We start from the raw sequence: 18,798 nt of genomic DNA, 5'->3' as shown, positions 1-18,798 counted from the left end.
ATTCGTTAGCTGGCTTTTTTCTTAGAGACAACCTTATTGATATGAGCCGGCATTTCCTGCTGCAATTGTGTCATGTACTGGATCGCTTCTTTCGTCAGCGTAGGGTATTTATGCCCTTGCTTCAGCTTCTCCAATGTTTCTGACACCGGGTAAATGACATAGTTGCGCTTGTTGTTTTTCCGATAAAAATGAACGTAGGTCGGAATCATTTCAGCACTTTCGATGCTGGCCTCTCCTGACTCATTCTTGTACAGCACGAGCTTCAGGATTGCGCCAACATCCTTGTAGTCCCATCGCTGCGCAGAGATGAAATTGCCTAACGAATAAGTGATCAATCCTTTGTGTTGACGTCCATCTTCGAGGGTAACCGTCTTCCATTCATAAGGTTGTACCACATGTGGATGCGCACCCAAAATCAAATCCGCTCCAAATGTTAGAGCTTGTTCCGCGGTCTTGATTTGTTCAGGACTTGGCATACGCTGATACTCATTTCCGAAATGAAGCGCCACTGCAACCAGATCGGCTCCCTTTTCTCTCGCCCGTGCGATGTCTTTTTTCATCAGCGCAGGCGAGATCAAATTGACCAAATACGGCTTGCCCTCTGGAATGGCGATTCCATTCGTTCCGTACGTATACGATAGCAAGGCTAGTGTGAATCCGTCCTTACTCAACAACAAGGGCTCATCTCGATCTTCGGGACTTGCAAAGGTTCCCGTGTGCGGTAGACCGGCTTCATCGAGATATTTGATAGTTTGCAGAACCCCTTGTTCTTTGCGGTCCATCGAATGGTTATTCGCTGTCGATACCGCAGTAAATCCAATTTCCTTCAACGTGTGCGCAAGCGACTCAGGAGAATTAAACATCGGATAGCCTGAGTATTTTGCCTTGCTGCCGCTCATCGTTGTCTCAAGATTGCCGATGACCCAGTCTGCCTCGCGGAACATCGGGATGACATTCGGGAAGAAACGTTTAAAATCATAGCTCTTCGTCGCTGGGTCCCAGACGGCATCCAACTGCTCTTGATGCATCATGATATCCCCAACGGCAAGAAGAGAGATACGCTGTTCCGGAAATCTTGATGGCAGAGTCGGAGGTTGTGTCTCCTGATGATTGGGCGCTGTCTGCGGTGGTGTTTCGGGATCAGGCACTTTCACGTTGGGAGCTTGGTTCGTCTTATCTGCTTGGGCGATGGGTGCCGCACACCCAACCAGACTCGTGCAGGCGATAACGAGAATGAGTGCCCATTTCCATGTTCGCTTCATAATGAATAGCTCCTTTGGTAAATGGTAACCCCTTCCTATTCTCTATCACCTGACAAAATCCTCTCCCAACCTTTATAAAGAATGATGAAGTGACTAACGAAGCATGCCTGTTACAAACGGATTGTACGTTTTCTCGTAGTCGATCGTCGTCTTCGGTCCATGTCCTGGATAAACAATCGTTTCATCATCGAGCTCAAACAGTTTGTCCTGGATGCTGATCATCAGTGTCTCATAATCTCCTCCGAAGAGATCCGTACGCCCGATGCTCTGGTTAAACAGAACGTCGCCACCGAAGCAGTGCTGACCAATTACGAATGAACAACTGCCTGGTGAATGACCTGGCGTATGCAACACCTGAATGTGAAATCCTGCCAGTTCCAGAGTCTGACCATCCTCCAGTTCGTGTTCAGCCCGCTCACATACGATGAGTTCAGGCAGATTCCAGCGTCTAGATCCGTTGAGATCAGGGTTGGTGAGCCATTCCTGCTCCAGTGGATGAATGTAAACCGGTGCTTTTGTCAATTCTCGTACTTGGTTGAGACCACCAATATGATCCAAGTGGGCATGTGTCAAAAGAATAGCAACGACGTTTTTATTCGCGAGGGCGCGGAGCAACTGATCTGGCTCCATTCCCGGGTCAATCACAATGGTTTGGTTAGTAGCAGTGTTTGTCACCACATACGCATTGGTTTGAAATGCTCCCAACGCATAGGATTCGATGGCAAGATTTTGATTCGTCATAGGAAACCTCCTTGATTTTTTGATACGATAGAAAAAACACGATTGTAAACATGGGGGTATGACATGCGCCATATGTACGGAATTGAACTGAATGTACCAGCCGGGAAGCTCCCTGGCTTCTATGCTCAAGTCATACATAAAATCGGAGATCATGTCAATGTCTTTGATCGAGACAAACTGCTTTTTATTGTAGAGAATCAAGCCGAACAGGAGAAGCTGGAGTCCATTTTGGAGAAGTCCAACATGTTAGGCGATGCCTTTTCTCTATTGCCGCTCCCGTCAGCAACCACAATCGATCAACTCGATGATATCGGTTTTGTCTCCCAAAATGAACATTTGTATGTATATGCAGATCAAATTGCCATCGTAACGCTCGGAGCTCCATCGCAATCTGAAGATCAGTGGGCTGCCATGGAGCAACTCCGTGAGCATGTTCTAGGCGTGATACCCGAAAATACGCAACAACCCGAAGCCTACCTGATCGATCAGAGCTTGATTCCACTCGCAGAAGGAATCGCGAAGGCTTATCAAGTAAAGCTCGTTTGGCTCCACCCGACGAACTGAAGCCTTTCTATACAAAAAAGGGAGTTCATGATAAGCGAACTCCCTTCTCCTTATTACGATGATTTACGATCAAATCGGAACCACGCCACTTGATTGTCCACAAGACCAAAATTGGCGATGTAGTTGCTGCCTTCATACACCACTTCTTGTTCGCCTTTTCCTTTGCCGTACAGCTTCTCTAGCTGCCGAGCACTGTCAAACATGGCGAGGCCTCGATATGTTTTGAATTTTTGCGCGTCCTCACTGGGAACTCCTCCCAGCATAATCGATGTCAATTCACCTTTATGGACTTTAATCATCATCTGGGTCTGATCAACCAGCAGCATCCCCATCACTGCATCTCCCGCACCCTGCGCCATCTGCTCCACCGTGTAGCTTTGTCTTGTCACCATATCCATAAAATCAGCTTTTGTCGGCTTCAAAATATCCATTGCTTCTTTTATGTTCTGCCCGAGATAAATGCCATTTACTCCGTATTCCTTTTGATTTTCGGGGTCAAATGTAGCCGTTGGTTCCGACTGGGCCGAACACGCCACCAAGACAACGACTGTCAACACCCAAAACGCAGTCATTCGCAAGCATCTCCACATCATTCACCTGTGCCCACCTTTGCTACCGCTCTTTTGGTTATCTTAGCCTATTCGGCAAGCATCGGGCAACTCTAGGGAGAAGTGCTTATTCTCGCGTTCCGCTGACTTTGCGGCGCGGTCGATTAGGAGGCAGATTGCTGTCCACCGATTGTTTGAAGCTCTCTAGTATTTTGAGGAGTGATGCGAAAAAAGGCGAGCCAAACACCGCAACAATTCCCCACATCCATGTTCCTAGCTGCCATGAATTTTTTACATAAGCGGATTCAGCACCCGTTAAAATAAGTGCCGGGTCTAAACCAAGCATGCCAAAAATGACACCAGCAGCCAGTACGGAAATTAGCAAATTGAAAAAACGCTTGTAGTGCATCAATCGAGCAGCGCGATACTGATCCTCCCAGCAATTCTCTTTTGCCTCATAGTCCGTAGCCAAAAAGGGAATGACTGATTTAAAAGCTTCCGTAACACCTGATGCCGCGCTGGACACCGCTGTTATATAGATCAAAAAAGAAATAGATGAATCCAACGTAACCATCATGCTTCCCTCCTTTGTACATATGTATGGAGTTGGAGGGACAACTTGCAGATTTTTTTGCAGTTTGGATATTTCCCCTTTGTTGTTTATACGGTAAGATGTGAAGTGCATGTAAATATGAGGAAGGGCAGGGATTGCTATGCAGGACTTTTCTTTTGTATGGAATCAGTACGACTTGATTCGCGGAATGTTTTTGGCGAGATTGACGGAAATAACCGAGGAAGAAGCAGAGGTGGTTCCAGTTGGCTTTAAAAACAACATTCGCTGGAATATTGGTCATATTCTTCTGACACAAGATTTCTTGCTCTTCGGACCAGAAGGAATGAAATGTCCTCCGCATTACGCAGCCATGTTCGCTCCAGGAACCAAACCTGCTGATTGGCAAAAAGAAGGACCTTCCCTCGAAACCTTAGCTGCCGAGCTAAAAGAACAGCATGTGCGTATCAAAGAAGAATTGCATTCCCGCTTGAATGATCCATTGCCAAAACCGTTTGAGCTAGGAGACAAAGGTACTATGCATACTTATGGGGAAATGATGGTCTTCACTCTTTTCCATGAAGGAATGCACATTGGATGTATTTCGTCATTGCGAAAAGCGATCGCGGCTGCTAAATAAGGAAAATTGGACAAAAACGCGGGATCGTTTATCCGCGTTTTTCTTTTTGCTTGCCAAATCCTCTAAAAAATGAAAACCGCTCCAATGAGGAGCGGTTCTTGTCGAGCCCGAATTGCTTATGGGGTTCTACCGGTTATTCTCTTTGGCTCTTCAACCTCCATCGTAGAGAAAAGTAGCTAAAGGAATCGGTGTATCTCCATACGACTTTCGTCGATTGCGTGATCATGATTATCCACGGATCTTCGCCTCCTGCAAGGCATTTCGCCGTTTACTTACATGAATCATCGGGCTCGACAAAAATAGTATGACCTCCTCGCAGTTTTTCATACATCCTCTTTACAATAAATCTGCAGCCAGCTGTGCGAGCACACTCCGTTCGCCTTTTTCCAAGCGGATATGTCCAGCCAGCTTTTGGTCTTTAAATACTTCTACCACGTAGGTTAAACCGTTGTTGCTTTCATCCAAATACGGATGATCAATCTGCTCAGGATCACCCATGAGCACAATTTTCGAGCCGTCCCCCACCCTCGTCAGGATCGTTTTCACTTCATGCTTTGTCAAGTTTTGGGCTTCATCAATGATAATAAATTGTTCTGGGATGGAACGCCCCCGAATATATGTCAAAGCTTCCACCTGCAAACTGCCCATGCCTGCCAAAATTTTATCCAGATCACCTGGGCGCTTTGTGTTGAATAAATATTCCAAATTATCATAAATCGGTTGCATCCACGGTCGAAGCTTTTCTTCCTTTTCGCCGGGCAAATAACCGATGTCTTTTCCAAGCGGAACGATAGGTCTTGCCACTAACAGTTTTTTATATTTTTGCTGGTCCTCAATTTGCAGCAGGCCCGCTGCTAATGCCAGCAAGGTTTTTCCTGTACCGGCCTTACCGGTCATGGTTACTAAAGGGATATCATCTCGCAGCAGCAATTCGGTTGCCATCCGTTGCTGCACGTTACGGGCTCGGATGCCCCAAATCGGATCATCATCTGACACAAGCATTTCTAACATTTTTCCGTCCGGGTCGACTTTTCCAATCGCTGAAATAGATGGGTTGCATTCGTCCTTCAGCACTAAAAATTGATGAGGGTAAAAGCGATAGCGTGGAAAACAGGAGGCTAGCTGCAACTTTCTTGTCGCATAGTAATTCTTGATGATGTCGGACGCTACCATCATCTTCTGATACCCCGGGTAAATACTGGAGAACTCTCCCACAACTCGATCCGAAAGAAAATCCTCTGCGGAAATATTTAATGCATCAGCCTTGACTCTCATGAGAGCATCCTTACTTACCAAAATGACTGGTCTTGGCTGTGGTTTTCCATTTTCCTCCTCTTGTAAGTTTAGTGCAACCGCCAAAATGCGGTTGTCATTACTCATTTCCGTGAATTGTTTTTGAAGGCGGTGGAAAGAGGAATGATTCAGTTCTACCCGAAACAACCCACCCGTTTCAAGGGTAATGCCAGTGTGCAATTGCCCGAGCTCACGAAAACTGTCAAAGAGCCGAGATACGTACCGAGCATTGCGGCCAATTTCATCCATGTACCGCTTTTTGGAATCGATTTCTTCCAATACGACAGCTGGTATGACGATTTCGTTGTCAGCGAAAGAAAACATCGCCCTAGGATCTTGCAGGAGTACGTTGGTGTCCAGTACGTAGATTTTCTTCAAAATCTCGCCTCCTATTACCCTTCTTATATACCCTATGCAATTTTTGGAGGGATGCTCAAGTGCGGCGACGTGATGTACTACAGTCTATGTTCAGGTTGACAGAGATAGACGACCCATTGGCAGAATGAAAATGGGCAGCCCAGAACAAAATACTTGTAGCCCTGCCCTCCTCATGAAGGAAGGCAATACTGGGAAAGGGAGAATGCCTGTGAAACGGATCATGATCTACTGCCTCGGTTTTAGCTTGTTGCTTACAGCATGTATGTCGGGCAATAATCCACCGGCGAATCAGGCTGGACAACAGCCCAAGCATGCCACTCATACTCAGCGCGTTCAGCAAACAGCTCCTGAGCCTGCTTATAATCAATCTTCTCAAGCCACTGCCGATCGTCTCGTTCAATTGGCAACACGTGTGAAAAGGGTACAGAACGCGACTGCTGTGGTCTTAGGCAAATATGCTGTTGTCGGTATTACAGTAGACCCGAATCTGGATCGCCCAGAGGTTGGCGTCATTAAGTATACAGTTGCGGAAGCACTGAAGGAAGATCCTCAAGGAGCGAATGCCGTCGTAACCGCTGACCCTGCCATCGTACAGCGATTACGGGAAATGGGAGATGATATTCGTCGCGGTCATCCTGTCTTAGGAATTACCGAAGAGCTCGCGGATATCGTAGGCCGGATCATACCGCAGCTGCCACGCAGTGTGCAGCCTCCCGAAGAAACACCTGCTCAAGTAAAAGAAAAACGCATGCACAAAGAGCCGCAAGGACAAAACAAAATCAACGCAAATCGTGCAGGAACACCTTAAAAAAAGAGGTATTCCCCGGATTTAAGCCCGGGAGAATACCTCCTTTTCTTTATGGACTGGTACCTCAGATGGCAATTGATCCAGTGCTTGCTTCAAATCTGCCACCAAGTCATCGAAATCCTCTAAACCAGCTGACAATCTGATCAAACCATCTGTGATTCCCCTTGCAGCTCTTTCCTCAGCAGGCATCGCAGCATGTGACATCGTAGCCGGGTACGAGAGAATTGTTTCTACTGCCCCGAGACTGACAGCCACAATCGGCAATTTCACGCGATCAAACAGCGCTTTTGCTCGCTCGCGGCTTCCTACATCAAAGGAAAGAACAGCCCCATGACCAGTCGCTTGTTGTGTTTGAATCAGGTGACCGGGGTGATCCGTCAGTCCCGTATAGTAAACTCGGCTTACTTGTGGATGCGCAGACAACCAGTCAGCCAAGCTCGCGGCTGTCTTCGTGCTCACATCCAGCCGGGCTTTCAATGTTTTAAGCCCACGCATCACGAGCCAGCAGTCCTGCACACCCAAAATCGCTCCCATGCCGTTCTGGATAAAGTAGAGCTGCTCCCCTAACGCAGCCTCTCTGGTCACGGCCAGACCAGCCACGACATCGCTATGCCCTCCGATAAACTTCGTTGCACTATGAATGACCACATCTGCGCCAAGTTCCAATGGACGCTGGTAATACGGGGTAAGGAACGTATTATCGACAATGACGAGCAAGCCGTGTTTCTTCGCGATACGAGAAACCGCCGCAATATCTGTCACCTTTAAGGTGGGATTGGAGGGGGTCTCTAGGTAAACCCCTTTCGTTACCGGTGTAATGGCTGCACGAACAGCTTCTGTATCTGTTGCATCCACGAACGTAACGGATATGCCCATTCTCGACAATACCTTGGTCAAAAACCGAAACGTGCCACCGTAGACATCTTCTGCCACCACAACATGGTCTCCGGCTGAAAACAGCATGAACACGCTGGAAATGGCAGCCATGCCAGATGAGAACGCGAAACCGCGTGCGCCTCCTTCCAGAGACGCAATGGCTTCCTCCAAAGCCTGCCTGGTCGGATTGCCTGATCTGGCATAATCAAAAGTACCTGGCTGATCGATATCAGCCTGATGAAACGTGGAAGCTTGATAAATCGGAACCGACGACGCACCTGTGAACGGGTCAATGCAAGTGGAGCCGTGGAGGATCTTGGTTGCAAAATTCATCGTACACTCCCTCCTACGACCAAACTAGCATTCAAGGCTTGAAACAAATCGGCTACGACATCATCTGGATGCTCGATGCCAACCGACAGTCGCAACAATCGATCACAAACACCGACATGCTCTCTCACTTCTTGGGGGATATCGGCGTGAGTCTGCGTCGCCGGATACGTACACAATGACTCGACACCCCCCAGACTTTCCGCAAAGGACACGATTTGCAGATTTTGCAGGAACAATCCCACCTGCTCCACATCGCGTACGCGGAACGATACCATCCCACTATGACCAGTCGCTTGATTCACCTGGATCTCATGTCCCGGATGCTCTGCCAGACCTGGATAAAATACCTCCGCTACTGCCGGATGCTCACGCAGCTTTTCCGCTACAATCAAGGCATTGGATTGATGGCGCTCCATCCGCAATGCCAATGTTTTCATCCCGCGAATGAGAAGCCAGCAATCCTGCGGTCCGAGCACAGCACCGATTGAATTGTGCAAAAACCGGATTTTTTCCGACAACTCTTCCCCTTTTGTTACGATGAGTCCAGCCAGCACATCGTTATGTCCTGCCAAATACTTGGTTGCACTATGTAAGACGATATCTGCACCAAGCTCCAGCGGGCGTTGACAATATGGGGTTAAGAATGTGTTGTCTACAATCGTCAGTAGCCCGTGCTGTTTTGCCAATTGCGTTACTGCTCGAATATCGGTAATCTGCATGAGCGGATTGGTTGGTGTCTCGACGAAGATGGCCTTTGTATCTGGGCGAATCGCATCTTGGAGTGCACCTATGTTACGCAAATCCACGTACGAAAACGTCAGACCATAGCGAGAGAGTACTTGCTCGAACAATCGATAGGTTCCCCCGTACAGATCGAGTGAAACGATTAAATGATCCCCTTGGGAAAACAAGCCCATTACGGTATGAACAGCAGCCATTCCAGAGGCGCAAGCGAATCCTGCATCTCCTGTTTCCGCTTCAGCGATGGTCTCCTCCAAAATGGTGCGAGTAGGATTAGCTGTGCGCGTATAATCATATCCAGTGCTCTGGCCCAAGGCAGGATGACGATAAGCCGTTGCATAGTAAACAGGAAAGCTCACCGCCCCTGTTTTTTCGTCTCTGCCTACTCCCGCCTGAATCAATTTCGTTTCCAATTTCATGTCTATTTCTCTCCCTCCAATAGTGTACGAGGGCATCAAAAAAGCCCTCTTTCCTCTGAAAGAAGGCTTTGTTTACGTCACCGTAAGCAAATCCTTCTCATCTTTCAGAGTTTGATAACTCTGCAGGAATTAGCACCATTATCTCCCTGTTAAAAATACAGGTGATTGGTTGCCGGGCATCATCGGGCCAGTCCCTCCGCCGCTCTGGATAAGAAGATTGCTATTCAATTCGATTGACCCTAATACTAAAGGATCGGCAGGATTCCTGTCAACAATTTATTTCCACCCGATTAATTTGCATCTTTCAAGGCGGTCATAACTTGATTGTCCAGCTTCGCTGCTGCGTTTTTGTCATACGTCTTTTCATACTGAGGTTCTACGGAAATACGGGAACCGTAAAACATAATATCACGAACAGCCTCAATTTTGATCTCTGCCATGGCCAGCTTGAGTGGAACACCTTCCAGGCGGTCAGTTTTGACAACAGCACGACCATTAATGGCGAAAGACGAGCCGGCACCGATCAAATGCAGGACAACCTGCGGTTCCTTCTCAATATTTGCCAAAATACGTGAGCGATTATCCACGGCAAAACGAATCGTATCGGCGCTGACAGCATACGTCCAGGACAAGGAGCTGAGCGATGGTGCCCCTGACTCATGGTCTACTGTGCCCAAGGTAACAAAACGCTCCTTTTGCAAGAGCTTAAATAAATCTTCGGAAAGAGATTGGGAAACAGTTTCAGCCATTTCAAAGCCTCCTAACAAACGTTTTGTACGTTCATTGTACCCTTCGCCTAGCTGATAGGCAAACGTTTCCTCTCCACCTTGATTCTGGTTGTCTTTTTCCCTAGACTGGTAGGTAATCATACCGAATTATGAAAGGGGTTGAACAGCTTGTCGCCTACAGACCGCCTCATGCAGCAAATTGATCAAGTTCTTGAAGAGCTTCAGGAAGTTCGGAAGGTAAATGAGCGAATGCATAAAATTGCGATGTTCTTAGAAGATATCCGACTAGCAGATGTGATCCAAAATTACACAGCCCCGCGCAAGCTGCTCTGGATCAATTTCCTAGCAGGTCTTGCCCGGGGTCTGGGATTGACGATTGGTACTGCTATCGTTTTGGCTTTCCTCGGCTCTCTTTTGACGCAATTTCTTTCGATCCCCATTTTGGGGGATTACATCAGACAATTGGTGGAGTACGTCGAGACTTACAAGCAGCAGCCTTAATGATAGAGACTAGTCTCTGTCCTCGTCACGATCGTCATCGTCGTCATTGTCATCGTCGTGATCGTCATTCCATTCCTTACCGTGCTTTTTCCAATAACCGTACGCGTTGCCGTTGGGATGCTTATCTTTCTGCTTCCCTTTTTCTTTTTTCTTTTTGTCATCATTGTCTTCATCGTCGTCTGTTGGCTTCACAGGCTCGACAATGACTTTAGTGCTTAATGCAACGTCAGCTTTCTTAACCAGCTTATCGTCTTCATATAGTGCGAATTGAATGGATTTGGCGCTAAAGGAACGATCCTTGTAAGACAACGTCAAAGAAAACTCACCTTTGTCATTCGGTTCAATCTCTTTTTTCTTCCCGTCAGGAGCGATCACAAACAGCTCAGTATCGTCCTCTTTGTTCCAGCCGCTTACTGTCCCCTTCACCTGAATGGACTTGGCGGCAGGATTGTTTACAGCAGTCGCCTTGATGGCATATTCGGTCGCTTGATCCTTGTCAGGAGCGTTAACAATTTCTACCTGAACGGATTCGGAATCAACTTTCTTGCCATCCTCGTAAACCTCGATCAAGGCTTTTTGATCTTTTGCTGCTTGTACATCCTTTACTGAAACAGTAAAGCTGCCTACGCCATCCCACAGCTTCTTCACGTTCGCGTCTTTTTTCACACCATTATAGGTGACAGTTACTTTGTCTGCCCCCTGCTTGACAATTCCTTTTACTTTTAATTCCTTCTTCTTCGCATCCAATACAGACATCGTATGGATGATCATTTCTTTATCTTCTTCTACTTTTGGAACGATCTTTACCTTTTCGCTATCGACCAGCTTGCTGCCTTCGTAGGCACTCACGGTTACATATGGCTCATAGGATGCATCCGGAGCTTCAAAGCTGACCGTAAAAGAGTGCTCGTTGGTTGGAACGACTTCAATGATGTCAGAATTCGGCTTTTTCACAACCACCTTGGTGACATCCGAAGTCACAATCCCCTTTATGTACACCTTGTTATTTTCCGTCTTGGCATTTACGCTCACGATTTCTTCAGCGTTCTCTGTCAGGCGCACTTCCAGCCAAATATCGCTGTAGTACTCGTTGTAGATACGCTCCCACTCCGTTTTGTTTTCTTCCATATACGTTTGGAGCTTTGTATTCAAGTTGATTTCTTCTACAATGATGTACAAGTGATCCGCTTGATTTTTCAAGAGCATGTTCAGTGTGGTTGGATCATTTTGGGCAAGTTCTTTTAGATTGTAGCGTGTGACCTGCTTCCCCTCGTCATTCATGACAACCTTTGTGGCACTTGGGCTAGCAATCGAGCTTGCATTGGCAAAAATCGGCGTCAAACACCCAAGAATACCTGCCGCTGTCACCACTGCTAATACGGGCTTGGTCATGTACTTTTTCAATGGTAGTTCCCCCTTCTCGTCTGTCAAAATCCCCCTGTTTGCTTGGGGCAAGAATATTGACGGGAAATCATTATCAAAAGTTGCATCATCCAAGAAACCACGTCTTATTACCTACGAAAAGCACTTGAAACAAAAAAACTCCACCCAACTTCCGAATCATTTCGGCAAGTGGAGGGGAGTCTTTGTCCCGTTAGTTGCAGTTGTACTTGGGTTCGCTTTCAATCGCGACCAACAAAGCTTCGACTGATTCAGCAGGATATCGCACTTCCACGGACTGTGAATCAGCGCTCCCAAATAGCACGTACCAGCTACCTTCCTGACGATAGCCGATATCGCTCATTTGATGATCCTCATGCAGCAATTGCAAGAAAAAAGCAGCAGTATCCAAAGCAGAGCGGTCCTCTGGTCTCGCATCGGCAACCACTTGAATTTGGAGCCAATTAAAAAGTGCATCTTCACGCTTCACGCGGTTCTCCTCACTTTCGCCCAGTTTGCTCCGGTTTGATCCGTACCTTTACAATCACGAGAATCGCGATCGCCACCAGCATTGCACTTTTCACAGGTAGCTGCACATCCAAAATAGCGAAAATGAGAGCCCCAACAAATAAAAGGATGTACAAGAGCACGTTTTTCAAAATAGGCATACGGATACGGGTAGCAAAACCAAGGTAATAGACAATAATTAATTCCACAAACAAAATCCAAGCCCGATATTTATCAGCCCATATGCGAAAGCTGTCATATGCTGTGAGCTGATCTGGATTCGTTGCCACATAGGTTGATGCGATTTGTATCCAGTCCATCACTTATCTCTCCTGTCTTCAAGCGGTGAAACTCCTAGTGCCTCACATGCCACCTCATAGGCGGAATGAAACGAATAGTCACTCTTTTTTCTTAGGAAAACGCTATCTTTCTTACTTTATCAGGTGGTGGATTCTGTGTCAAAAAACGGTAGGCCCTTCCATGTTGCTGGCATGATTTTCGCCGTACATGCTATGATGAGGATATGTCAGTAGAAAAAGGTGGGAATAAGATGAGCTTGTATGATATTGCTGTCAAAACGATTTCCGGTGAAGAAAAGACATTAGCCGCCTTCAAAGGGCATGTCCTGCTAATCGTGAACGTCGCCAGCCAATGCGGCCTTACCCCTCAATACAAAGGTCTACAGGAGCTGTATGAGCGTTATCAAGATAAGGGTTTGGTCGTTCTCGGCTTTCCTTGCAACCAGTTCGCTGGGCAAGAGCCAGGAACAGAAGAAGAAATCGCAACGTTCTGCGATCGTAATTACGGCGTGACGTTCCCTCTATTTGCGAAGATCGATGTCAATGGTCCTGGTACTCACCCATTGTACCAGTACTTGAAGGAACATGCTCCTAGCGAAGAAAATCCAGATATCGAATGGAACTTCGCCAAATTCCTCGTGGATAAAGACGGTCATGTCGTAAAACGCATCAGTGCTCGTACTCAACCTGAGGAGCTCATCTCAGATATCGAGAGTCTGTTGTAAGGACAAGTCCAAACAAAAACGCCACTTCATCCCCAAACAGGATCAAGTGGCGTTCTTTACTTTTAATCTTACGCTTGCGGTTGTGCTTCCCAGCGTTTTTGCTTCTCATAGCGCTCACGATCTGATTTGTTCAGATATTTTTTGCGCAAACGAACGGATTGAGGTGTTACTTCGCACAGCTCATCGTCGTTCAGATATTCCAGTGCCTCTTCCAACGACAACATGCGAGGAGCCTTCATTTTGACAGTCTCATCCTTGGTCGCAGAACGTACGTTGGTCGCATGCTTTTCTTTACATACGTTAACAGTCAGATCGTTGTCGCGGTTATGCTCACCCACGATCATTCCTTCGTAAACTTCTGTACCTGGTTGAATGAACATCGTTCCGCGATCTTCTACGGACATCAAGCCGTACGTGGTAGCTGTTCCTGTCTCGTGGGAAATGAGTACCCCTGCGTGACGTCCTCCTACCGCTCCTTGTACAAGCGGACGATAGCTGTCAAAGGAGTGGTTAAGAATACCGTAACCGCGTGTAATCGTCAAGAACTCTGTACGATATCCGATCAAACCGCGGGATGGAATAATGAATTCCAGACGAACTTGTCCGAAGCCGTTGTTGATCATGTTAACCATCTCGGCCTTACGTTGACCCAATGTCTCCATAACCGCCCCTGTGTATTCCTCAGGCACATCAATGATCAGCAGCTCAGCCGGTTCCATTTTTTGTCCATCGATCATACGAATAATAACCTCAGGCTTGGACACACCCAGCTCAAAGCCTTCACGACGCATGTTCTCTACCAAGATGGACAGGTGCAATTCCCCGCGTCCAGAAACTACATACGCATCTGGCGAATCTGTTTCATCTACACGCAGAGATACATCTGTCTCCAGCTCCGCCATCAGACGATCACGCAGCTTGCGGGAAGTCACGTGCTTACCTTCGCGACCAGCAAACGGGCTGTTATTCACGAGGAACGTCATTTGCAGAGTAGGCTCGTCAATTTTCAAGAGTGGCAATGCCTCTGGATGATCAACGTGGCAAACCGTTTCCCCTACGTTGATATCGTCAATACCAGAAATCGCTACGATATCTCCCGCTCTTGCTGTTTTTTGCTCAACACGTTGCAGACCGGAGAAACCGAACAGCTTTTGAATCCGCGCTTTTTTCACTTCGCCTTCGCGAGTAGTAACGGATACCATTTCATTCACACTCATAGTTCCGCGATAGATGCGGCCAATCCCGATACGACCCAAAAAGTCGTTGTAGTCCAGCATGGTTACTTGCATTTGGAGCGGAGCAGATTCGTCTGCGTCAGGAGCAGGCATATGCTCTATGATGGTGTCAAACAGTGGGCGAAGGTCGCCTTCCAGCTTATCTGGCTCAAGTCCTGCAATCCCTTGCAGACCGGAAGCATATACGATTGGGAATTCCAGTTGGTCTTCCGTCGCATCCAGATCAATGAACAGGTCGTACACTTCGTTGATAACTTCTTGAGGACGTGCATTGTCGCGGTCTACTTTGTTCACGACAACGATAGGGGTAACTTTTGCTTCCAGCGCTTTTTTCAATACAAAGCGCGTTTGTGGCATACAGCCTTCGAAGGCGTCGACGATCAACAGAACGCCATCCACCATGCTCATGATACGCTCAACCTCGCCACCAAAGTCAGCATGGCCTGGTGTATCCAAGATGTTAATCGTGAAATCTTTGTATGTGACAGATGTGGTTTTCGCCAGGATCGTAATTCCACGCTCGCGCTCCAGGTCGTTAGAGTCCATCATTCTCTCTTCTACCTGTTGGTTCGAGCGGAATGTGCCCGATTGGATCAAAAGTTTGTCAACCAGCGTGGTTTTTCCGTGGTCAACGTGGGCAATAATTGCAATGTTGCGTATGTCAAGACGCTTCATGTGAACCTCCTCTATTATGCATACCTTCCATATTAACAGGTAGTGAAACGCGGCACAATGGGCAGTTTTTTACGGGAGCCACTTCCTGAGTAAGGGACTTTATTTTCGTCATACTAAGGAAAATGGAGGTGGCAGATGTATGAAACGGTACGGCCCGAAGTGTTTGGCTGGCTTGCTTATGCTAGCAACCATGATGACCGGATGTGCAAGCTCGAGCAGCCATCCAAAAAATCAAGCACACACACAAAGTACCACCTATCAGCAGGCCCCAGGTGCCAGGACAAGCCTCGCTCATGATTATCATGCCTACACTGGCGGAATCAATGCCCGCAATTATCACAAAGGCTATACGGTCAATGGTTTCAATCAGGATTTGGCTGAACAGCTCACCTTGGCCGCAGATGAGGTGCCAGGTGTGGAACGTGCTACTGTTCTCGTAAGTGGTACAGATGCTGTCATCGGAATTCGTGTTCGGAAAAATTTTGGCCCAGAGGAAACGCGCATAATCGAACAGCAAGTCCACTCAGCCGTTCGTTCACGTGTTCCGAACTTCTCGATCCAAGTAGCCTCCGACGCAGCCACCTTTGACCGGATTCGTGCCATCCATGCAGATATTTACGAAGAAGGGACGCATCGGACGAATCAAGTTAATACATCTACGGAATTTCGTTCTCTGCTCCAAGATATTGGCCGCAGAATTCCTACTGTCACTCCATGATGACAAATATGAATCGACGCTCCATATAAAAGAGGTGCGGAATCAGCCCGCACCTCTTGAAAACTTTTCCATTTGTTACTTACTTTGCCGCTTCAACCAGTTTCATTTCTGGCTCAACAACTTGCAGTTCACCCAAACCACGAACTAATTTCTTCGCGTAAGTTTTTTCCGGCTTCAGCACGGATACCAAGTAGTCGATGGCGATTTGCGGATCAACGGTTTCCCCACACGTGTAGCAATCCAGAGCAGCAAAGCCACGCTCAGGATACGTATGAATGGACAGGTGGCTTTCCGAGAGAAGAACCAGTACGGTAGCACCCTGAGGAGAAAACTGCTTCGCTTGCACACTCAGTACCGTAGCACCGCATGCCTCAGCAGCCTCAATCATTTCCTTTTTCAAAAATTCTGCGTCGTTCAACAAATCAAACTGAACTCCCCATGTGTCAACAGCAACGTGTCTTCCGAAAGTCGAATATTCCATCTTTCGGTTCCCCCTTCCTAACGAGTGTAATGTTAAACATCGCTAGGACCTGCGTCATTCACTAACGGGGGCGGTTTCCGTTGTTATCCACCCTTTAAAGTGAATCCTGGTTCCTAATCCTGTTTCCAACGAAAACAACAATACCATGCATCGGCCTAGTTTGACAATACCCTTTTTCAATAATCCATAATAACATTACAAATAGGCTGCCGGCTGTCTCTACAAAAATGGCGAGCAGACGTTGCTGTAAGTGGCTTTCACCTATTATGAAATATGCTAAACTTTTAGAAATGCACCAGAATGGAGAGGGAGAGGATCGCCACACATGATTACTATCCGTAATGCCAAAGCAGAAGATTTGCCAGAACTAATTGCCATCGAGCGTCTTTGCTTCTCACCAGAAGAGGCTGCAACACAGGAAGCATTTGAGAAGCGTATCCGCTTGATTCCTGATAGTTTTTTTGTAGCGGAAGCCGATGGGGTCATTGCGGGTTTGATCAATGGACCCGTCATCGAATCCCCCTTCATTACCGATGATCTTTTTCAAACGATTAAAGAAAACCCGGCATCTGGCGGACATCAAACCATTTTAGGCTTAGCGGTTTCTCCTGCTTTTCAAAATCGCGGCATCGCCTCCATGCTCCTAGCACACTTGGAGGCATCCGCAGAAGAGGCCGGTCGTGAGACGATCACGCTTACGTGTAAGGAAAATTTGATTGGCTACTATAAAAGTCATGGATACCTGAACAACGGTGTTTCCAGCTCAGATCATGCTGGAGCAATTTGGTACAATATGAGCAAGCCTTTACAACTGCGCTAAGTGAAGGGTACAAAGTAAAAGCGGGCACCTCTTGATTGAAGGAAACCCGCTTTTTGTTTTTTGCTGCCTGATCATATAAATAAAAAAGGGCGCCCCAGGCACCCTTCTTTCACTAAACTTCTAATTCAAATAGACGTCGCGATAACGTTACTAATCGAACATCAATTGCTGGAAGTTTTTCTGGGGCAGTTCTCTTTGCCCAATTACGCAAATCCAGCCATCTGTCCGTTTCTTGACGTAAGGACTCAATCTCCTGCTCGCTGCCATCCTGCTGGAACAAAGCCTCCAGCTCATTGACCATGTGCAGAGAGTTATTTTCAAAGATGGACACTTCTTCGTTTCCGGTTAGCTCCTGAATGCTCACAACCGATCCTTGATCGTAGTGATACACCATTGTGAAGCCGTCGTAAATCCGGTGGACAATTCCATAGCCTCGGAACGCTTTCATTGCTTTTCTCATAGCATTTGCCAGCTGCCGATCTCGGATCAGATATGAGCTGTCGCATGAGTAGCGGCTGCCAACCCGACAGAAATTCAATTGAATTTCGCCGTTCTTGTCATTCAAAATTACGTCACGATCGCCATTGTCACACACTTTGACTTGGACTGAAATGTGTTCATTGGTGAAAAGCGAAACGAACTGGTTCAGCTCTTCTTCATTCACCGTAAAATAGGCCTTGGCGTAATTAGTTGCTAAACGCTGTGCCATAAATATCTCCTCAATTCTTTTGGTTTGCATGGGCCGAGTACGACCGAACAGTTATCCAAATCAGAGGAGATACGCTAAGTGTCAACAAAAGAACGCTGTAGAACCTGGCCTTGCCCCGCGAATCGAAAATCGATTTGGGTAATGAAGGCGGATCACCTACTTTTTGTTTTTCGCAAAAAAGCCATTTTTGACATCTTTATTATACCTCAGATGCCCTCAAAAGTCTTGAGCAAAATAACGATGAATTTTAGCAAAAAACAGGAATATCCGCAATCAGCCGCAGGGAAATGAAAAGAACTCCCTGATTCATTCAAATTCTTGCTGTTTCATTGAAATTCAGAGGGACTTATATCCCTGTGGTTGAGGTCATCGCTTTTTTGATCGCAGCCTGTTCTTCTTCAGACAAATGGTAGCTCGATGTCCCTTGCTCAAGCGGCTTGGCGTACACGCGAGATTCTTCTCGTCCAAAAATGCTGGTGATCACGACGCCGTTCCCAGCGTCATCTGTTACCGCCAACGAAAAGCTAAGATCACTGCCGACATCCCCGAAGGCATTGTAACGGATAATCGCTACTTTGCCGCATTGCGCTGCCATTCGTTGTGACAGACGATTGATGGCAAACTGCTGATCGCTATGCTGCTTTTTCATTTCCTCTACCTGATCCAGCAGTCTGTGCAAGCCTTCCTCGAGATTGGCTCCTCCCGTCCCTGTCATAATCCGGTTGATCGATTTCCTCAATCGACTGATCCGGACAGACTGCATAATCACGATCCATAACAGGATCAGTGTCAATGCGATGACGGCTAAAAGCAGGATCGCTACATTGGGGATTTGTGATAGGAATGCTTCCAAAACTTTTCTTCCTT

Annotated in this window: 22 protein-coding genes and 1 riboswitch; of the genes, 7 read left to right on the top strand and 15 right to left on the bottom strand. The window is 47.1% G+C overall.

The genetic code is table 11. The features are described from left to right. Positions 1–5: 5 nt before the first annotated feature. Both C7R91_RS01235 and C7R91_RS01230 read right to left on the bottom strand, forming a co-directional pair. Positions 6–1,262 (bottom strand): CapA family protein, encoded by a 1,257-nt coding sequence (locus C7R91_RS01235; protein ID WP_047068391.1) that lies wholly within the window; start codon positions 1,260–1,262, stop codon positions 6–8. Positions 1,263–1,355: 93 nt separating this feature from the next. Further along, complete coding sequence (locus tag C7R91_RS01230; protein WP_047068392.1) at positions 1,356–2,003, bottom strand: MBL fold metallo-hydrolase; 648 nt, start codon at positions 2,001–2,003, stop codon at positions 1,356–1,358. A gap of 63 nt (positions 2,004–2,066) precedes the next feature. Here C7R91_RS01230 and C7R91_RS01225 point away from each other — a divergent pair, with 63 nt between their 5' ends. Then, positions 2,067–2,567 carry a hypothetical protein gene (locus C7R91_RS01225; protein WP_047068393.1) on the top strand — a complete coding sequence of 167 codons (501 nt, stop codon included), beginning with the start codon at positions 2,067–2,069 and terminating at the stop codon, positions 2,565–2,567. Between the two features lie 53 nt (positions 2,568–2,620). On the opposite strand, the gene C7R91_RS01220 is transcribed toward C7R91_RS01225, so the two are convergent. Together C7R91_RS01220 and C7R91_RS01215 are read right to left on the bottom strand one after the other, a co-directional pair. Further along, the gene (locus tag C7R91_RS01220) at positions 2,621–3,160 is read right to left on the bottom strand and encodes a hypothetical protein (protein WP_047068394.1); all 540 of its coding nucleotides are present in this window, start codon (positions 3,158–3,160) and stop codon (positions 2,621–2,623) included. Positions 3,161–3,242: 82 nt separating this feature from the next. After that, positions 3,243–3,689 carry a hypothetical protein gene (locus C7R91_RS01215; protein ID WP_047068395.1) on the bottom strand — a complete coding sequence of 149 codons (447 nt, stop codon included), beginning with the start codon at positions 3,687–3,689 and terminating at the stop codon, positions 3,243–3,245. Between the two features lie 139 nt (positions 3,690–3,828). Between C7R91_RS01215 and C7R91_RS01210 the strand changes: the two genes are divergently transcribed. After that, positions 3,829–4,305: a DinB family protein gene (locus C7R91_RS01210; RefSeq protein ID WP_047068396.1), complete on the top strand. Its 477-nt coding sequence runs from the start codon at positions 3,829–3,831 to the stop codon at positions 4,303–4,305. Positions 4,306–4,641: 336 nt separating this feature from the next. On the opposite strand, the gene C7R91_RS01205 is transcribed toward C7R91_RS01210, so the two are convergent. Next, complete coding sequence (locus C7R91_RS01205; protein ID WP_047068397.1) at positions 4,642–5,976, bottom strand: PhoH family protein; 1,335 nt, start codon at positions 5,974–5,976, stop codon at positions 4,642–4,644. Between the two features lie 202 nt (positions 5,977–6,178). Here C7R91_RS01205 and C7R91_RS01200 point away from each other — a divergent pair, with 202 nt between their 5' ends. Further along, on the top strand, positions 6,179–6,784 hold the full coding sequence (locus C7R91_RS01200) for a YhcN/YlaJ family sporulation lipoprotein (RefSeq protein ID WP_047068398.1): 606 nt from the start codon (positions 6,179–6,181) through the stop codon (positions 6,782–6,784). Between the two features lie 21 nt (positions 6,785–6,805). Here the strand turns inward: C7R91_RS01200 and C7R91_RS01195 are convergent, their stop codons facing one another. The 3 genes from C7R91_RS01195 to C7R91_RS01185 all read right to left on the bottom strand — a co-directional run bounded on the left by C7R91_RS01195 (position 6,806) and on the right by C7R91_RS01185 (position 9,902). Next, positions 6,806–7,993, bottom strand: coding sequence for a trans-sulfuration enzyme family protein (locus tag C7R91_RS01195; protein ID WP_047068399.1), 1,188 nt, complete (start codon positions 7,991–7,993; stop codon positions 6,806–6,808). Then, on the bottom strand, positions 7,990–9,153 hold the full coding sequence (locus tag C7R91_RS01190) for an aminotransferase class I/II-fold pyridoxal phosphate-dependent enzyme (RefSeq protein WP_047068400.1): 1,164 nt from the start codon (positions 9,151–9,153) through the stop codon (positions 7,990–7,992). The genes C7R91_RS01195 and C7R91_RS01190 overlap by 4 nt, the downstream gene beginning before the upstream one ends. Before the next feature lie 94 nt (positions 9,154–9,247). Further along, positions 9,248–9,368, bottom strand: a riboswitch (SAM riboswitch). A gap of 75 nt (positions 9,369–9,443) precedes the next feature. After that, on the bottom strand, positions 9,444–9,902 hold the full coding sequence (locus tag C7R91_RS01185; protein ID WP_047068401.1) for a pyridoxamine 5'-phosphate oxidase family protein: 459 nt from the start codon (positions 9,900–9,902) through the stop codon (positions 9,444–9,446). 168 nt (positions 9,903–10,070) lie between these two features. Here C7R91_RS01185 and C7R91_RS01180 point away from each other — a divergent pair, with 168 nt between their 5' ends. Further along, positions 10,071–10,382, top strand: coding sequence for a DUF5665 domain-containing protein (locus C7R91_RS01180; protein WP_047068624.1), 312 nt, complete (start codon positions 10,071–10,073; stop codon positions 10,380–10,382). A gap of 9 nt (positions 10,383–10,391) precedes the next feature. Here C7R91_RS01180 and C7R91_RS01175 read toward each other — a convergent pair whose 3' ends face one another. The 3 genes from C7R91_RS01175 to C7R91_RS01165 all read right to left on the bottom strand — a co-directional run bounded on the left by C7R91_RS01175 (position 10,392) and on the right by C7R91_RS01165 (position 12,589). Continuing rightward, complete coding sequence (locus C7R91_RS01175; RefSeq protein ID WP_047068402.1) at positions 10,392–11,786, bottom strand: hypothetical protein; 1,395 nt, start codon at positions 11,784–11,786, stop codon at positions 10,392–10,394. Positions 11,787–11,976: 190 nt separating this feature from the next. Next, positions 11,977–12,252, bottom strand: coding sequence for a hypothetical protein (locus tag C7R91_RS01170; RefSeq protein ID WP_047068403.1), 276 nt, complete (start codon positions 12,250–12,252; stop codon positions 11,977–11,979). A 10-nt stretch (positions 12,253–12,262) separates the two neighbouring features. Next, positions 12,263–12,589 carry a YlaH-like family protein gene (locus tag C7R91_RS01165; protein WP_047068404.1) on the bottom strand — a complete coding sequence of 109 codons (327 nt, stop codon included), beginning with the start codon at positions 12,587–12,589 and terminating at the stop codon, positions 12,263–12,265. A 230-nt stretch (positions 12,590–12,819) separates the two neighbouring features. On the opposite strand from C7R91_RS01165, the gene C7R91_RS01160 reads away from it, so the two are divergent. Continuing rightward, on the top strand, positions 12,820–13,293 hold the full coding sequence (locus tag C7R91_RS01160; protein ID WP_047068405.1) for a glutathione peroxidase: 474 nt from the start codon (positions 12,820–12,822) through the stop codon (positions 13,291–13,293). A gap of 68 nt (positions 13,294–13,361) precedes the next feature. Here the strand turns inward: C7R91_RS01160 and typA are convergent, their stop codons facing one another. Continuing rightward, positions 13,362–15,203: a translational GTPase TypA gene (typA, locus tag C7R91_RS01155; protein WP_047068406.1), complete on the bottom strand. Its 1,842-nt coding sequence runs from the start codon at positions 15,201–15,203 to the stop codon at positions 13,362–13,364. 139 nt (positions 15,204–15,342) lie between these two features. Between typA and C7R91_RS01150 the strand changes: the two genes are divergently transcribed. Beyond that, the gene (locus C7R91_RS01150) at positions 15,343–15,921 is read left to right on the top strand and encodes a YhcN/YlaJ family sporulation lipoprotein (RefSeq protein WP_047068407.1); all 579 of its coding nucleotides are present in this window, start codon (positions 15,343–15,345) and stop codon (positions 15,919–15,921) included. 79 nt (positions 15,922–16,000) lie between these two features. On the opposite strand, the gene speD is transcribed toward C7R91_RS01150, so the two are convergent. Next, complete coding sequence (gene speD / locus C7R91_RS01145; protein ID WP_007723244.1) at positions 16,001–16,402, bottom strand: adenosylmethionine decarboxylase; 402 nt, start codon at positions 16,400–16,402, stop codon at positions 16,001–16,003. 325 nt (positions 16,403–16,727) lie between these two features. On the opposite strand from speD, the gene C7R91_RS01140 reads away from it, so the two are divergent. After that, on the top strand, positions 16,728–17,222 hold the full coding sequence (locus C7R91_RS01140; RefSeq protein WP_047068408.1) for a GNAT family N-acetyltransferase: 495 nt from the start codon (positions 16,728–16,730) through the stop codon (positions 17,220–17,222). Between the two features lie 112 nt (positions 17,223–17,334). Here C7R91_RS01140 and C7R91_RS01135 read toward each other — a convergent pair whose 3' ends face one another. Further along, entirely contained in the window at positions 17,335–17,931 is a 597-nt protein-coding gene (locus tag C7R91_RS01135) for a hypothetical protein (protein WP_047068409.1), read from the bottom strand. Positions 17,932–18,277: 346 nt separating this feature from the next. Beyond that, a complete protein-coding gene (locus tag C7R91_RS01125) occupies positions 18,278–18,784 on the bottom strand; it encodes a DUF4446 family protein (protein ID WP_047068411.1) in 507 nt (168 codons plus the stop codon). Between the last annotated feature and the right edge of the window lie 14 nt (positions 18,785–18,798).

The organism is Brevibacillus formosus (genome assembly GCF_003013405.1).
Classification (GTDB): Bacteria; Bacillota; Bacilli; order Brevibacillales; family Brevibacillaceae; genus Brevibacillus; species Brevibacillus formosus.
Note: the sequence above shows the minus strand (reverse complement) of the source record. Positions and strands in the feature narration are given on the sequence as shown.

Bases quoted from the DNA above. Each gene is read 5' to 3' on its own strand.
- C7R91_RS01160 (WP_047068405.1), top strand. From the start codon at position 12,820: ATGAGCTTGTATGATATTGCTGTCAAAACGATTTCCGGTGAAGAAAAG.
- C7R91_RS01215 (WP_047068395.1), bottom strand. From the start codon at position 3,689: ATGGTTACGTTGGATTCATCTATTTCTTTTTTGATCTATATAACAGCG.
- C7R91_RS01165 (WP_047068404.1), bottom strand. From the start codon at position 12,589: ATGGACTGGATACAAATCGCATCAACCTATGTGGCAACGAATCCAGAT.
- C7R91_RS01220 (WP_047068394.1), bottom strand. From the start codon at position 3,160: ATGATGTGGAGATGCTTGCGAATGACTGCGTTTTGGGTGTTGACAGTC.
- C7R91_RS01195 (WP_047068399.1), bottom strand. From the start codon at position 7,993: ATGAATTTTGCAACCAAGATCCTCCACGGCTCCACTTGCATTGACCCG.
- C7R91_RS01190 (WP_047068400.1), bottom strand. From the start codon at position 9,153: ATGAAATTGGAAACGAAATTGATTCAGGCGGGAGTAGGCAGAGACGAA.
- C7R91_RS01135 (WP_047068409.1), bottom strand. From the start codon at position 17,931: ATGGCACAGCGTTTAGCAACTAATTACGCCAAGGCCTATTTTACGGTG.
- C7R91_RS01210 (WP_047068396.1), top strand. From the start codon at position 3,829: ATGCAGGACTTTTCTTTTGTATGGAATCAGTACGACTTGATTCGCGGA.
- C7R91_RS01225 (WP_047068393.1), top strand. From the start codon at position 2,067: ATGCGCCATATGTACGGAATTGAACTGAATGTACCAGCCGGGAAGCTC.
- C7R91_RS01150 (WP_047068407.1), top strand. From the start codon at position 15,343: ATGAAACGGTACGGCCCGAAGTGTTTGGCTGGCTTGCTTATGCTAGCA.
- C7R91_RS01140 (WP_047068408.1), top strand. From the start codon at position 16,728: ATGATTACTATCCGTAATGCCAAAGCAGAAGATTTGCCAGAACTAATT.
- speD (WP_007723244.1), bottom strand. From the start codon at position 16,402: ATGGAATATTCGACTTTCGGAAGACACGTTGCTGTTGACACATGGGGA.
- C7R91_RS01180 (WP_047068624.1), top strand. From the start codon at position 10,071: ATGCAGCAAATTGATCAAGTTCTTGAAGAGCTTCAGGAAGTTCGGAAG.
- typA (WP_047068406.1), bottom strand. From the start codon at position 15,203: ATGAAGCGTCTTGACATACGCAACATTGCAATTATTGCCCACGTTGAC.
- C7R91_RS01185 (WP_047068401.1), bottom strand. From the start codon at position 9,902: ATGGCTGAAACTGTTTCCCAATCTCTTTCCGAAGATTTATTTAAGCTC.
- C7R91_RS01230 (WP_047068392.1), bottom strand. From the start codon at position 2,003: ATGACGAATCAAAATCTTGCCATCGAATCCTATGCGTTGGGAGCATTT.
- C7R91_RS01235 (WP_047068391.1), bottom strand. From the start codon at position 1,262: ATGAAGCGAACATGGAAATGGGCACTCATTCTCGTTATCGCCTGCACG.
- C7R91_RS01200 (WP_047068398.1), top strand. From the start codon at position 6,179: ATGCCTGTGAAACGGATCATGATCTACTGCCTCGGTTTTAGCTTGTTG.